Source organism: Pseudomonas sp. B22(2017) (assembly GCF_002113105.1).
GTDB lineage: Bacteria > Pseudomonadota > Gammaproteobacteria > Pseudomonadales > Pseudomonadaceae > Aquipseudomonas > Aquipseudomonas asiatica.
Map to the genome: position 1 here is coordinate 570,171 of NZ_NEJN01000002.1, position 14,221 is coordinate 584,391.

Consider the following 14,221-nt stretch of genomic DNA (forward strand, 5'->3'; position numbering starts at 1 on the left):
TGAGGGTTATCAGCTCTTGTTGTCTGATGGTATACCATAATATTTGTTGTGCAAGAGGTGGCTGGAAATTTCTCTTGCGAGGGGACGAAAGGCGCTGTGTATCGGGGTTTTTGTGGCGTTCTGTACCGGCCTCTTCGCGGGTTTACCCGCGAAGAGGCCGGTACAGGCAACGGATCAATCCCCCAAAAAAAGCCCGCTCACGCGGGCCACAGGGGCCCACGAGAGCGGGCGCGTCCCGCAATGTTTCAGGTAATGGGAAATCAGGCGAACGCCGGCACCACTTCCTTGATGAACAGCTCCAGCGATTTCTTCTTCTCGGCGTGGGGCAGGCTGTTGTCGCACCAGAAGCTGAACTCGTCGACGCCGAGTTCCTGGTAGTACTTGATACGCGCGATGATCTCTTCCGGCGTGCCGATCATGGTGTTCTTGCGGATGTTCTCCAGCTCGAACGCCGGCACTTCTGCGAACTTCGATTCCGGGCTCGGCTCGAGGAAGCCGTTGACCGGGGTGGTCTTGTTGCCGAACCAGGCATCGAAGGTGCGGTAGAAGCGCGAGATGGCCTGGGCGCCAACTTTCCAGCCTTCCGGCTCGGCCGGGCTGTGCACGTGGGTGTGGCGCAGCACCATCAGTTGCGGGCGTGGCACGCCCGGGTTGTTGTCCAGGGCGGCCTGGAACTTGTTCTTCAGGTCCAGCACTTCCTCGTCACCCTTCATCAGTGGGGTGACCATCACGTTGCAGCCATTGGCCACGGCGAAGTTGTGCGAGTCCGGGTCGCGGGCGGCGATCCACATCGGCGGTACGGCGTTGTAGGGCTTCGGCACGCTGGTGGACGTGGGGAACTTGTACACTTCGCCGTCATGGGCGTAGTCGCCTTCCCACAGCTTGCGCACCACCGGCACCATTTCACGCAGAGCCTTGCCGCCGTCGGTGGCCGGCATGCCACCTGCCATGCGGTCGAATTCGAACTGGTAGGCGCCACGGGCCAGGCCCACTTCCATGCGGCCCTTGCTGATCACGTCGAGCAGGGCGCATTCGCCCGCCACGCGGATCGGGTTCCAGAACGGCGCGATGATGGTGCCGGCGCCCAGGCGGATCTTGTCGGTGCGCGCAGCCAGGTAGGCCAGCAGCGGCATCGGGCTTGGCGAAATGGTGTATTCCATGGCGTGGTGTTCGCCGATCCACACGGTGCTGAAACCGCCGTGCTCGGCCATCAGGGTCAGTTCGGTCAGGTCTTCGAACAGCTGGCGGTGGCTGACCTGTTCATCCCAACGTTCCATGTGCACGAACAACGAAAATTTCATGGGGCTTTCCTCAACGCTTGAAAGGGGCTGGCGCCTGGCAGGGTTGACACCAGCGGTCTCGATTCAGAATAGGCTTCAGGCAAAGGCCGGCAGGCTGGCCATCTTGCCGCGGCAGTACACCATCGGCCGTGGCGCCTCTTCAGGGACGATCAGGTTGTGCACCTTGCCGACCATGATGGCGTGGTCGCCACCTTCGTATTCGCGCCACAGTTCGCATTCGATGACTGCGGTGGCACCGGCCAGGATCGGGTTGCCCAGTTCGCTCAGGGACCACTCGATACCGCTGGCCTTGTCCTTGCCCTTCTTGGCGAACGCATAGGCTTCGGCCTGCTGTTCACCGGACAACAGATGAATGGCGAAGCGCTTCTGCCTGATCAGCACGGGGTAGGAGTCGGAGGTGTAGTTGGGGCAGAACAGCACCAGCGGCGGGTCCATCGACAGGGAGGAAAAGGCGCTGGCGGTCAGACCGACGACCGAGCCATCGTCGTCCAGGGTGGTGATGACGGTAACGCCGGACGGGAAGGAGCCCAGGACATGCTTGTAGACGGTTGCGTCGATCATCTGGTGTACCTCTATAGGGCTGCGGTGGTCCGCGGTTTTTATCGTTGATGTGTCTGATGGTATACCGTAATACCTATTTTGCAAGCGGAATTTTCAAGCGAGGGTGTTGCGCGATGAACGGCTCAAGCCCGCGTATACCGTGGGCTTGAGCGGAGAGGCGGTTTGCCGCAGGGGTTGCGCGAGCGGATCAGTGGGCGTTTTTTCCTACGGATCAGTGTTGTCAAAAGTTTGGAATACCATAATATGGTCCGCAGCTGAGAGGCCGCCTAGATGCGGTTTCCTTACAAAGATAAAAACGACCTTTCGAGCTGAATCCTATGTCCCAACCGTCGTCGCAACACCAGTTTGTCGAGAATCACACGGTCGATTACGTTCCACCTGCCGAGCGCCACGGGAAGGCGCGCGACCTGTTCACCCTCTGGTTCAGTACCAATATCGCGCCACTGCCCATCGTCACCGGCGCCATGGTGGTACAGGTATTCCACCTGAACCTGTTATGGGGGCTGGTCGCCATCGTGCTGGGCCATCTGGTCGGGGGCGTGGTCATTGCCCTTGCCTCTGCGCAGGGACCGCAGCTGGGCATTCCGCAGATGGTGCAGAGCCGTGGCCAGTTCGGCCGCTACGGCGCCTTGCTGATCGTGTTCTTCACCGCGCTGATCTATGTCGGCTTCTTCATTTCCAACATCGTCCTGGCGGGCAAGACCATCCACGGCATCACCCCGAGCGTGCCGATGCCCGGCGCGATCGTGATCGGTGCGCTAAGTGCCACTGCCATTGGCGTGATCGGCTACCGTTTCATTCACATCCTCAACCGCATCGGTACCTGGGTGATGGGTTCGGCGCTGCTGGCCGGCTTCATCATGATGTTCGCCCAGGAACTGCCGGCCGACTTCTTCAGCCGTGGCGCGTTCAACCTGTCGGGCTTCATCGCCACCGTGTCGCTGGGCACCATCTGGCAGATCAGCTTCTCGCCGTATACCTCCGACTATTCGCGCTACCTGCCGCGTGAAGTGGGCATTGCCAAGCCGTTCTGGGCCACCTACTTCGGCGCTACCCTGGGCACCATCCTGTGCTTCAGCTTTGGTGCGGTGGCGGTGCTTTGCGTGCCGGAAGGCACCGATGCAATGGATGCGGTCAAGCAGGCCACCGGCTGGCTGGGCCCGATCCTGATGGTGCTGTTCCTGCTCAACATCATCAGCCACAACGCCCTCAACCTGTATGGCGCGGTGCTGTCGATCGTCACCGCGATCCAGACCTTCGTCGCCGAGTGGACGCCGAGCATCAAGGTGCGGGTGGTGCTGGCTTCGGTGATTCTGGTGGGCTGCGGCCTGGTAGCGCTGAATGCCTCGGCGGACTTCATCGGCCAGTTCATCGGCCTGATCCTGGCACTGCTGCTGGTGCTGGTGCCGTGGGCGTCGATCAACCTGATCGACTTCTACCTGATCAAGAAGGGCCAGTACGATATCGCCTCGATCTTCAGTGCTGACGGCGGCATCTATGGCCGCTTCAACCACCACGCGATCATTGCCTATGCCTGCGGCATCCTGGTGCAGTTGCCGTTTGCCAACACGTCGCTGTATGTGGGGCCGTATTCCAATATCGTCGAAGGGGCTGATCTGTCGTGGCTGTTCGGCTTGCTGGTGACGGTGCCGCTGTATTACTGCCTGGCGACCCGGGGCAAGGCTGCCGAGAAGGCGGGGCGGGTTGTGAGTGTGAATGACTGATAGATTGGCGTTGCTGTAACAGGGGCTGCGTTGCAGCCCATTCGCAGCGCAAGGCTGCTCCTACAAAGGAATCGCGTTGCATGTAGGAGCAGCCTTGCGTTGCGAATGGGCCGCAACGCGGCCCCAGCTATTTCAGCTTGCACCTCGCTGCGGTCAGACGATCGCGATCAGCGGGTCGGCAGCGGCCAGTGCCAGGGCGCGATCAGCCGCTGGCGGGTAGATCCACACCGAGTTGATCTGGCGCTTGAGGTCTTTGCCTTCCTGGCCGTGCAGCTTCAGTTCGCGCTCCCAACCCTCGCTGAACGTCGCGCCCCATTCGCCCAGGTCCAGGCAGGTGACGTACTTGGGCTGGCGGTACACCACCGGCTGCAGGCCGAGCAGGTCGGCCGCGGCGTTGTTGCCGGAGTGGCGGCCCATGGGGATGGCGTGCTGGCAGGTCATCAGGGCATGGTTGCCCAGTTCGTCCACAGCGGCCCAGGCGGTGTCGCCCGTGGCGTACACATGGTCCTGGCCGAGCACCTTCAGGTGGCCGTCCACTTTCAGCCGGCCGAAGTGGTCACGCTCGCCGGCAACCTGTGCGGTCAACGGGCTGGCCTTCACGCCAACGGTCCAGATCACGGTGTTGCTGGCGATATGGTCGCCGTTGTCCAGGGTAACGCCACCGGCATCGACAGCCACTACCGAGGCCCCGGCCTTCCACTCGACCCCGGCCTGTTCGCAGGCGGCGATGATCGACGGCGTGATACCGGCGCCCAGCGCCGCACCAACTTGCGGACCGCGGTCGACCACCACCACCCGCACCGCTGCACTGGCACCGAGGATGGCACGCAGGCGGGCAGGCATTTCCGTGGCGGTTTCAATACCCGTGAAGCCACCGCCACAGACCACCACAGTGTTGCGTGCAGGCGAAGCTGGCAGGGTGGCCAGACCGACCAGGTGCTGTTCCAGGCGCATGGCCGATTCCATCTGGTCGACATCGAATGCATGTTCGGCCAGGCCAGGCACTGCCGGGCGTGCGACCTGGCTGCCGGCGGCGAGGATCAGGCGGTCGTAGGCGATCTGTTGCCGGTGCCCGTGGGCGTCGGTGTAGCTGACGCTGCGCCCTTCGGTATCGATGCTGTCGGCGTTGCCCGGGATGAAATGAATGCCCACTGCTTCGAACAGCTCGCCCAGCGGGGCCTTCATGCCGTGCACGTCGGCCTCGTAGAAGCGCGGGCGGATGCGCAGTTCAGGCTGTGGAGCGAGGACGCTGACGTTGATGTCGGCGCGCTGGGCCTGATCGAGCAGGCGCGCAGCGCTCAGGGCGCTCCATACACCGGCAAAGCCGGCACCGATGATGAGGATGTTCGATTTCATGAAGGTGCTCCGCAAGGTTCGAAAGGGGCTTCGAGGGCGGGTTGTGTGCCTCTCGAATAACTACGACTGTATTGATCGTAGTTAGTGCGTGCAAGTCTTTTTTCCCACAGGCCGACACTCCGCATGACCATTTCACGGCTCGAATAGCTGTATTTACTGGGCTTAAGGGATAAACAAGGCCGATAGACGGCAGCTTTGCGCTTTGCGGTGCGGATGCTATAGGCGTATTATTTGCGACAAGATTGGTCGGAGATAGATATGTCGCTCTACAGTGCTGGCGTCGAATACGGTATCCATTGCCTGCTGTTCCTGGTGGACGAGCGGGGCGACTCGCGCGAGTCCAGCGTGCGCGACCTGGCGGAGTTGCAGGGTGTACCTCAGGAGTACCTGGCCAAGGTATTCACCAAGCTGGCCCGTGCCGGTCTGGTGGCCGCCACCGAGGGCGTGCGTGGCGGCTTCCGGCTGGCGCGGCCGTCGGATGAAATCACCGTGCTGGATATCGTCAATGCCATCGACGGGCCGAAGAAGATCTTCGACTGCCGCGAAGTTCGCGAGCGTTGCAGCCTGTTCGAGGGTTCGCCGCCGGGTTGGGCGACCGAGGGCACCTGCGCGATCCACGCGGTGATGCTGGGTGCGCAGAAGCGCATGGAAGAGGCCCTGGCGCAGCAGACCATCCTTGATCTGGCGCGGCGGTTCGGGCGCAAGGCGCCGGCCGAGTTCGGGCAGAAGGTCAATGCCTGGATGGGTGAGCGGCGGGAGGGCAAAGGGGCAGGGGATATTCCGGTCAGTCAGGTCTGAATCTGCTGCCTGTACTGGCCTCTTCGCGGGTAAACCCGCTCCCACAGGTACACCACAAGTTCCAGAGATTGTGACATCCCTGTGGGAGCGGGTTTACCCGCGAAGAGGCCAGTGCAGGCTAACGCCCCTCATGCTGCCGCCGATACGCCCCCGGCTGCACCCCCACCGCCTTGGCAAACGCCCGGGTAAACGCCGCCACTGACTGATACCCCACCTGTGCCCCCACCTGCTCCACGGTATGCCCCGTGCGCAGCAACTGACTGGCAAGGCGCATGCGCAACGCCAGCAGTACCTGCCCCGGCGACTGCCCCGCCAGTTCATTGAAACGCTTGAAAAACGCCGACCGCGACAACCCGGTACAGGCGGCCATGCTTTCCAGCGTCCACGCTTGCCCCGGTTGCTCGATCAACTGCTCCAGCAAACCGGCAAACGCCGGTTGCCGGGCGAGGGCGACCAGCCCGCCCAGCGTCTGCCCGGCATGCACCTGCTGGCGTAGCACATACAGGAACAGCAAGTGCGTCAGCCGCTCCAGCAACGTCTGCGACGGCCCGGCGGCGCGCCGGCACTCCTCCAGGATCAGCTCGAACAACGCCCGCGCCGCATGCCCGGCCGGTTCATCGGCGCGCAGCAATATCCAGTCGGCCAGGCCGTCGACGATCAGCGCCGACAACCCCGGCCTGAAGTGGAAGAAACCACATACCAGGCCCACGCCATCGACCGCATCGGCGTCCATGGGCTGCATGTGCTGGCGTGGCTGGGCGCAGGCACTGGCCGGGTCCTGGTCGCTGGCCAGGCGATAGCCGAGGTCGCGCAGCAGGAACACCGCATCGCCCGCCTCCAGGCGCAGTGCCTCGGGCTGGCCATCGATGTGCAGCCAGCAATGCCCTTGCACCACCAGGTGGAAGCTGGCCCGGCCCATGCCTTCGGTGCTGGCGTGCCAGCCGCCGCAGTAGCGGCCCACATGGAACAGGCTGGCATCGAGCTCCAGGCCCTCTAATAACCAATCGACAAGGTGGCTGGACGAAATCATCTAATGCAAAGACTCAAGAGCAAGGAAAGGCGACTGATGAATATGGAGGGTAGTTCTTATAACCAACAGACTGTAGTGACACTCATCAAAGGAGACCACTCCATGTCCTCGCGCATTACTTTACACACGCTGCAGAGCGCCCCGGAAGCGGCCCGTCCGTTCCTCGAGAACGCCCAGAAGAATTCCGGCTTCATCCCCAACCTGCTGGGCGTACTGGCCAATGCCCCGGCTGCGCTGGAAACCTACGTGACCGTTTCGGCACTCAACGGCAAAGCCGAACTGAGCCTGGCCGAGCGTGAAGTGGTGCAGCTGATTGCCGCCACCCAGCATGGCTGCGACTTCTGCGTGGCCGGCCACACGGCCGTGGCCCTGAACAAGGCCAAGCTGCCGCAGGAAGTGGTCGATGCCCTGCGTGCCCGTGGCGAGCTGCCCGATGACCGGTATGAAACCCTGGCCGCGTTCGCCCGCGAAGTAATCGCCACCCGCGGCAATGTCAGCGAGGCCACTTACCAGGCCTTCCGCGCAGCCGGTTTCAGCGAAGGCAACGCCCTGGAGGTGATTCTGGGCGTGAGCCTCGCAACCCTGTGCAACTTTGCTAATGTGTTCGCCCAGACGCCGCTCAATGACGAGCTCGGCAAGTACCGCTGGCAACCTTCTGCATGATCCGCGCGTGACACCGGTCGTACCGCGATCGTTGTAGGAGCGGCCTTGTGCCGCGAATGGGCCGCCAAGCGGCCCCGGCGTTTTCAAAGGAGCAAGACCATGCAAGATTGTGCATTTCGACACTGGCTGGATGCCAATGCCGAGGCCATTGACCGGGGCCAGTGCGAGCCGCAGCTGGTGCTGGCGCAAATCGCCGAGTCGCAGCTGCTGCGCGTCGGTGTCGACCCCGCCCAGGGCGGCACGGGCGGGCAGGTGACCGACGCGGTCGAGGCCATCGCCGCAATCGCCAGCCGCTCGCTGGCAGCGGCGTTCGTCTGCTGGGGCCAGCGCGCTTTCATCGAATACCTGTTGCACAGCCCCAACCAGCCCCTGCGCGAGCACCTGTTGCCGCGCCTGCTGACTGGCGAACTGGCCGGCGCCACCGGGCTGTCCAACGCCATGAAGTTCCTGTCCGGCATCGAAGCGCTGCAGGTGCGCGGGCGCCCGCAAGCCGATGGCTGGCAGCTGGAAGGGCGCCTGCACTGGGTGACCAACCTGCGCAAGAGTGGCTTCGTGGTGGCTGCGGCTATCGAAGACGAAGCCGGTGGTGCACCGTTCGTGCTGGCCATCCCGTCCGACGCGCAGGGCCTGGAGCGCTCCGACGACCTGCAACTGATGGGCCTGCAGTCGAGCAACACCGCGGCACTGGCCTTCCATCAGGTGCAAATGCAGCGTGGCTGGTTGCTGCACGAAAATGCCCGTGAGTTCCTGCCCCGGGTACGCCCGGCGTTCCTGGCGCTGCAGTGCGGCATGGCCATTGGCCTGGCGCGGCGGGCGCTGGCGGAAGTGCAGGCACACCTGCATGGCCGTGCCTCGTTCCTCGACGAAGCACGTCAGGTGCTCAGCGAACGCCTGGAAAACACCGTGAACGAGCTCAAGCAGGGCCTGCTCGATGGCCGCTTCCAGCAGCAGCCGGCGGCCCTGTTCAAGCTGCGCATCACCCTGGCCGAAAGCGCTGCCGACGCCGTACAGCTGGAGTTGCAGGCCAGTGGTGGCAAGGCCTACCTCAGCGAGTACGGTGAAGGCTTTGCCCGCCGCTGGCGCGAGTCGGCCTTCGTGCCGATCGTCACGCCCAGCCTGGTGCAACTGCGCGCCGAACTGCAACGCCAGGCGGGCGCGGCATGAGCCAAATGTTGCTCGAAGCCCGCGACATCAGCCTGGGCTACCCGCGCGAGGGTGGCTGGCAGGCGGTGCTGGCACAGTTCGACCTGCAGCTGGCACCCGGCGAAGTGGTGACCATCCTCGGCCCCAGCGGGGTCGGCAAGTCCAGCCTGCTGCGTGTGCTGGCCGGCCTGCAGCAGCCCCGCGGTGGCAGCGTGACCCTGCACGGCCAGCCGCTGCAGGGCCCGCACCCACGCCTGGCGATGGCCTTCCAGGACCCGAGCCTGTTGCCCTGGTTGAACCTGGAGAAGAACGTCGCCTTCGGCCTGGACTTCGCCCGCCAGCCGAAACTTGCCGCCGCCGAACGGCGCGCACGCATCGACCATGCGATTGCCGCCGTGGGCCTGGCCCATGCCCGTGGCCAGTACCCGGCGCAGTTGTCCGGCGGCATGGCCCAGCGCACCGCGCTGGCCCGCTGCCTGGCCCGCCAGCCCGAAGTGCTGTTGCTCGACGAGCCGTTCGGCGCGCTGGATGAAGTGACCCGGGCCGACATGCAGCAACTGCTGCTGCAACTGATCGCCACCCACAACACGGCAGCGGTGCTGATCACCCACGATATCGACGAAGCCCTGCTGCTGTCCGACCGGGTCCTGCTACTGGGCAACCACCCAGCGCACACCCTCGGCCAGTGGCACATCGACCTGCCGCAACCACGGACGCAGCGGGTCGAGGAACTGGGCGCCTTGCGCATCGAAATCCTCAAAACCCTTCGGCGGGCAAGCCGCACAGTCGAACCTACCCCAACCCCGTTGCCCTCGGAGGCTGTCCATGTGCATGGATGACTGCTGTTCCTCTTCTTCGCGTCGCGATTTCCTCAAGCTAGGTGCCATGCTCACGGCCGCCGGAGCACTGCCGTTGCTGTCGAGCCTGCAGGCCCGGGCCGCCGCCGAGCCGGACGCGCCGGTGCGTATTGGCTACCTGCCGATCACCGACGCCACGCCACTGCTGGTGGCGCACAACAACGGCCTGTTCGAGGCCGAAGGCATCAAGGCCGAGCGCCCGGTGCTGCTGCGCAGCTGGGCGCAGGTGATCGAAGCGTTCATCTCCGGCCAGGTCAACGTCATCCACCTGCTGTCGCCGATGACCGTGTGGGCCCGCTACGCCAGCAAGGTGCCGGCCAAGGTGGTGGCCTGGAACCACGTGGGCGGTTCGGGGCTGACCGTGGCCCCGGACATCAGCGACATGAAACAGCTGGGCGGCAAGACCGTGGCCATCCCGTTCTGGTACTCGATCCACAACGTCGTGCTGCAACAGATGCTCGACGACAACGGCCTGACCCCGGTGTCGAAGCCGGCCAATGCGCCACTGGCCGGCAACGAAGTCAACCTGCTGGTGCTGCCGCCGTCCGACATGCCGCCTGCACTGGCCAGCAAGCGCATCGCTGGCTATATCGTCGCCGAGCCCTTCAACGCTCTGGCCGAGAACCTCAAGGTTGGCCGCGTGCAGCGCTTTACCGGCGATGTGTGGCGCAACCACGCCTGCTGCGTGGTGTTCATGCACGAGCATGACCTGAACAACCGCCCGGAGTGGTCGCAGAAGGTGGTCAACGCCATCGTCAAGGCCCAGCACTGGACCCGTGACCACCGCGCCGAGGCCGCTGCATTGTTGTCCAAGGCCGGCCCCAACAAGTACACCCCGCATGAACCAGCGGTGCTCGGCAAAGTGCTGGCACCGGCCGCCGAGGACCGGGCCGGTTATATTGCCAGTGGCGCCATTCGCCACCAGCAGTGGGACGAAAAGCGTATCGATTTCCAGCCTTACCCGTTCCCCAGCTACACCGAAGAACTGGTCAAGCGCCTGAAAACCACCCTGATCGAGGGCGACAGCGCGTTCCTGGCCGGCCTGGACCCGGCACAGACCGCCCGCGACCTGGTCGACGACCGCTTCGTGCGCAACGCCATTGCTACCGTTGGCGGGCCGTCGGTGTTCGGCATCGCCGATGACTTCGAGCGTAGCGAGGAGTTCGCGGTCTGATGCGCACGCATGTCGTTCATGCCGGCCTGGGGCTGGCCGGGTTGCTGGGTCTGTTGCTGTTGTGGTGGGCCGGTGTCGCGCTGTTCGGCCAGGCCGATGGCCTGTCGGCGCGCTTTTCGCCGGCAGCGACCCTGGCCAGCCTGGTCGAGTTGCTGGGGCAGGGCGAGGTGTACGGGCATATCTGGGTCAGCCTCAAACGTATCCTGGTCGGGCTGCTGCTGGCGCTGCTGATCGGCGTGCCGCTGGGCTTGCTGGTGGGCAGCTACCGGCACCTGGAGGCGGCGACCACGCCGGCGTTCCAGTTCCTGCGCATGATCTCGCCGCTGTCGTGGATGCCGGTGGTGGTGATGCTGATGGGCGTGGGGGACCAGCCTATCTACTTCCTGCTGGCGTTTGCCGCATTGTGGCCGATCTTGTTGAACACGGCGGCCGGGGTAAGGCAGCTGGACCCACGCTGGTTGCAGTTGAGCCGCAGTTTGAGTGCCACGCGCCGGGAGACCTTGTGCAAGGTGATCGTGCCCGGGGTGATCGGCCATGTGCTGACCGGCGTGCGCCTGGCCATCGGCATCCTGTGGATCGTCCTGGTGCCGTGCGAAATGCTCGGGGTGAGTGCGGGGCTGGGGTACTTCATTCTCGATACCCGCGACCGGCTGGCGTATTCCGAGCTGATGGCGATGGTGCTGCTGATCGGGGTGCTGGGGTTTGTGCTGGATGCCCTGGCGCGTGGGCTGCATCGGCGCTGGGTGCATGGCTGAGGGGCCAGTGCGGCTTCTTCGCGGGCTTGCCCGCTCCCACAGTTTGGCCTTGTGACATCCCTGTGGGAGCGGGCGAGCCCGCGAACAGGCCCTTGGATCAATGCACGGTCTTGCGCTGCCGTACACACTCCTGGGCCTGAGCGGTCAGTTCGTCCAGCCGCTCATCCCGCATCTGTTCCGCTTCGATCATCGCATCCTCACCCTGCTGGTTGAGCAGGTAGGTATGGATCTGCATCACTTCCGCCGTCTGGTAGATCGGCGCAATATCCAGTCGCCCGATCAGCGCGCCGCTAGCCCGCCCGGTACTGCTCATCAGCACCTGCGGCCCATTGGCGGCCACCACTTGCATGCCCATCGCCTCGAACCACGGTACCTGGCTGGCGAAGGCATTCAGCTCGACGCAGGCATGGCGTGCCTGCAGGTCGCCCAGCAGGGCGCGGGCGATGCCCTGGCGACGATGGCTGGCGCGCACGGCCAGGAACGCCAGGGCGCAAGCCTGTTCATCGTCCTCGGCCGGCAGCGACAGGGCAAACCCCAGCAATTGGTCCGGCTCTTCGGCATCCAGCGCCAGGGTCAGCGCCACGGCCAGGCCGCGGGTGCCGTCCAGTGCTTGCAGGTACTGGTGCACTTCCATGCCAACGCCGTACTGGTACAGCGGGTACAGCGGGTTGTCGGCGCTGATGGCGACACTGCTCAGTTCGCCGACGTGGTGGATCACCAGTTCGCGGATCTGGTTCTGGAAAGATTCAGGCGGCACGCTGTCGAGGCGGCTCAGGATGAACATCGGGGGGCGGGCTCCGGCGGGTAGATGGACGGCCCGCGCCATGCGGGCGCGGGCTGTACAGTCTAACCGTTTTTGCCGATCAGCCTTGTACCTGCAATGCACCGAGCATCAGGTCGAGGTTCTGCACCGCCGCACCGGAGGCACCTTTGCCGAGGTTGTCGAACACTGCGGTCAGCAGCACCTGACCATGCTCAGGGTTGGCGTAAAGCGCCAGGCGCAGGTCGTTGCTGTCGTTCAACGCCTCGGGGTCGAGGTTCGGCGCCGCGCCGTGCTGGTGCAGGGGCATCAGCTGGACGTGGCGGGCACCCTGGTAGTGCTGCTGCAGGCAGGCCTGCAGCTGTTCGGCACTGACCTGGCCGGGCAGCAGGCGCAACTGCAGCGGGATGCTCAGCACGATGCCCTGGCGGTAGGCACCGTAACCGGGCATGAACATCGGCCGCGCCGACAGCCCGGCGTGCTGCTGGATTTCCGGCACATGCTTGTGCGCCAGTTCCAGGCCGTACAGTTGCAGGGCCGGGGTTTTGCCGGCGGCGGGCTGTTCATGCCGTTCGACTGCGGCGCGGCCACCACCGGAATAGCCGGAGATGGCGTGGATGTTCAGCGGGTAGTCCGCTGGCAGCAGGCCGGCCTTGACCAGTGGGCGCAACAGGGCGATGGCGCCGGTGGGGTAGCAGCCGGGGTTGCTGACGCGCTTGCTGTGCGCGATGCGCTCGGCTTGCTGCTCGTCGAGCTCCGGCAGGCCATAGACCCAGCCTGGGCTGGTGCGGTGCGCGGAGCTTGCGTCGATCACCCGCACTTGCGGGTTGTGGATCGCCGCCACGGCCTCGCGGGCAGCATCGTCGGGCAGGCACAGCAGGGCGATGTCGGCGCTGTTGATTGCCTCGCGGCGGCGTTGCGGGTCTTTGCGTTCGGCTTCGGGCAGGGTCAGCAGGCGCAGATCGCTGCGGCCTTGCAGCCGGGCATGGATCTGCAGGCCGGTGGTGCCTTGGTCACCGTCGATGAAGACAACAGGTGTGTGCATGGTCAAAGTCCGGTCGGGTAGGGATGGCCTATGCTCGCTTGTGGCTCTGGTAAAGAAAATTTGAATATGATGATCGATATATTCATCTTTTCTGAACGAGATTGGTCCATGCGCGAAATCAGCCTCGATCGCCTCCGCACCTTGGTGGTCATCTCCGACCTGGGCTCGTTTGCCGAAGCCGCCCGCCAGCTCAACCTGGCACCGCCCACCATCAGCCTGCACGTGGCCGAGCTGGAAGCGCGCATTGGCGCACCGTTGCTCACCCGCACCCGCGGCCAGGTGCGGCCCACGGTCATCGGCGAAACCCTGCTGGCCCGTGCCCGACGCCTGCTGGCCGACGCCGACCTGGCGCTGGATGAAGTGCGCCGACAGGTCGAGGGCCTGACCGGCCGGGTGCGCCTGGGCGCCTCCACCGGTGCCATCGCCCACTTGCTGCCGCAGGCGCTGGAGCACCTGCGTACGGTGCACCCAGGGATCGATGTGCAGGTCCAGGTGCTGACCTCCCAGGCCTCGCTGGCGCGCTTGCGCGAGGGCACGCTGGATATCGGCCTGGTGGCCTTGCCACAGGTGTCTGGTAAAGGGCTTGCGGTTACGCCCTGGCGGCGCGACCCGATCCTGGCCTACGTGCCGGCCGACTGGCAGCCACCGGCCAAGGTTACGCCGGCCTGGCTGGCGCAGCGGGCGTTGATCCTCAACGACAGCAGCACCCAGCTTTCGCGGGTGACCGGCGAGTGGTTCGCGGCGGCGGGGTTGTACCCTGAGCCGCGAATCGAGCTGAACTACAACGATGCGATCAAGAGCCTGGTCGGGGCCGGGTATGGGGCGACATTGCTGCCGCAGGAGGGGGAGTCGGCCGAGCTGGACCGGCGCATTGCCCGCCGGCCGCTGCGGCCGGGGTTGTGGCGGCAACTGGGCATTGCCTGCCGGGAAGGGCAGGTGGAGCGGGCCACGGGGTATGTGTTGCAGGCGTTGGAGCGGTTGCGCCAGTAGGGGCTGCTGTGCAGCCCAATCGCCGGCAAGCCAGCTCCCACAGGTACAGCGATAGCCTGAAGGC

At 64.7% G+C, this 14,221-nt stretch carries 14 protein-coding genes; 8 read left to right on the top strand and 6 right to left on the bottom strand.

The features are described 5' to 3' along the window. Positions 1-260 precede the first annotated feature (260 nt). On the bottom strand, positions 261-1,301 hold the full coding sequence (locus CAG18_RS06605; RefSeq protein ID WP_054572566.1) for an LLM class flavin-dependent oxidoreductase: 1,041 nt from the start codon (positions 1,299-1,301) through the stop codon (positions 261-263). Between the two features lie 75 nt (positions 1,302-1,376). Then, positions 1,377-1,862: a flavin reductase family protein gene (locus CAG18_RS06610; protein WP_003259250.1), complete on the bottom strand. Its 486-nt coding sequence runs from the start codon at positions 1,860-1,862 to the stop codon at positions 1,377-1,379. A gap of 317 nt (positions 1,863-2,179) precedes the next feature. On the opposite strand from CAG18_RS06610, the gene CAG18_RS06615 reads away from it, so the two are divergent. Next, positions 2,180-3,586 (top strand): cytosine permease, encoded by a 1,407-nt coding sequence (locus CAG18_RS06615; protein WP_015270727.1) that lies wholly within the window; start codon positions 2,180-2,182, stop codon positions 3,584-3,586. A gap of 153 nt (positions 3,587-3,739) precedes the next feature. On the opposite strand, the gene CAG18_RS06620 is transcribed toward CAG18_RS06615, so the two are convergent. Further along, positions 3,740-4,942, bottom strand: coding sequence for an NAD(P)/FAD-dependent oxidoreductase (locus tag CAG18_RS06620; protein WP_085720639.1), 1,203 nt, complete (start codon positions 4,940-4,942; stop codon positions 3,740-3,742). Between the two features lie 258 nt (positions 4,943-5,200). Between CAG18_RS06620 and CAG18_RS06625 the strand changes: the two genes are divergently transcribed. After that, the gene (locus tag CAG18_RS06625; protein WP_003259245.1) at positions 5,201-5,740 is read left to right on the top strand and encodes an Rrf2 family transcriptional regulator; all 540 of its coding nucleotides are present in this window, start codon (positions 5,201-5,203) and stop codon (positions 5,738-5,740) included. Positions 5,741-5,858: 118 nt separating this feature from the next. Here CAG18_RS06625 and CAG18_RS06630 read toward each other — a convergent pair whose 3' ends face one another. Next, the gene (locus tag CAG18_RS06630; protein WP_085720640.1) at positions 5,859-6,770 is read right to left on the bottom strand and encodes an AraC family transcriptional regulator; all 912 of its coding nucleotides are present in this window, start codon (positions 6,768-6,770) and stop codon (positions 5,859-5,861) included. 102 nt (positions 6,771-6,872) lie between these two features. Between CAG18_RS06630 and CAG18_RS06635 the strand changes: the two genes are divergently transcribed. The 5 genes from CAG18_RS06635 to CAG18_RS06655 all read left to right on the top strand — a co-directional run bounded on the left by CAG18_RS06635 (position 6,873) and on the right by CAG18_RS06655 (position 11,362). Further along, complete coding sequence (locus CAG18_RS06635; protein ID WP_085720641.1) at positions 6,873-7,433, top strand: carboxymuconolactone decarboxylase family protein; 561 nt, start codon at positions 6,873-6,875, stop codon at positions 7,431-7,433. A gap of 99 nt (positions 7,434-7,532) precedes the next feature. Continuing rightward, complete coding sequence (locus CAG18_RS06640; RefSeq protein ID WP_085720642.1) at positions 7,533-8,597, top strand: acyl-CoA dehydrogenase family protein; 1,065 nt, start codon at positions 7,533-7,535, stop codon at positions 8,595-8,597. Further along, positions 8,594-9,415: an ABC transporter ATP-binding protein gene (locus CAG18_RS06645; protein WP_085720643.1), complete on the top strand. Its 822-nt coding sequence runs from the start codon at positions 8,594-8,596 to the stop codon at positions 9,413-9,415. The genes CAG18_RS06640 and CAG18_RS06645 overlap by 4 nt, the downstream gene beginning before the upstream one ends. Then, positions 9,402-10,607 carry an ABC transporter substrate-binding protein gene (locus tag CAG18_RS06650; RefSeq protein ID WP_015270723.1) on the top strand — a complete coding sequence of 402 codons (1,206 nt, stop codon included), beginning with the start codon at positions 9,402-9,404 and terminating at the stop codon, positions 10,605-10,607. Before CAG18_RS06645 ends, CAG18_RS06650 begins: the two co-directional genes overlap by 14 nt. Continuing rightward, positions 10,607-11,362: an ABC transporter permease gene (locus CAG18_RS06655; protein WP_015270722.1), complete on the top strand. Its 756-nt coding sequence runs from the start codon at positions 10,607-10,609 to the stop codon at positions 11,360-11,362. The genes CAG18_RS06650 and CAG18_RS06655 overlap by 1 nt, the downstream gene beginning before the upstream one ends. A gap of 97 nt (positions 11,363-11,459) precedes the next feature. On the opposite strand, the gene CAG18_RS06660 is transcribed toward CAG18_RS06655, so the two are convergent. Beyond that, positions 11,460-12,146 (bottom strand): GNAT family N-acetyltransferase, encoded by a 687-nt coding sequence (locus CAG18_RS06660; RefSeq protein WP_013973019.1) that lies wholly within the window; start codon positions 12,144-12,146, stop codon positions 11,460-11,462. 79 nt (positions 12,147-12,225) lie between these two features. Further along, on the bottom strand, positions 12,226-13,167 hold the full coding sequence (gene argC / locus CAG18_RS06665; RefSeq protein ID WP_013973018.1) for an N-acetyl-gamma-glutamyl-phosphate reductase: 942 nt from the start codon (positions 13,165-13,167) through the stop codon (positions 12,226-12,228). 108 nt (positions 13,168-13,275) lie between these two features. Between argC and CAG18_RS06670 the strand changes: the two genes are divergently transcribed. Then, entirely contained in the window at positions 13,276-14,157 is an 882-nt protein-coding gene (locus tag CAG18_RS06670; protein ID WP_015270720.1) for a LysR family transcriptional regulator, read from the top strand. Positions 14,158-14,221 lie beyond the last annotated feature (64 nt).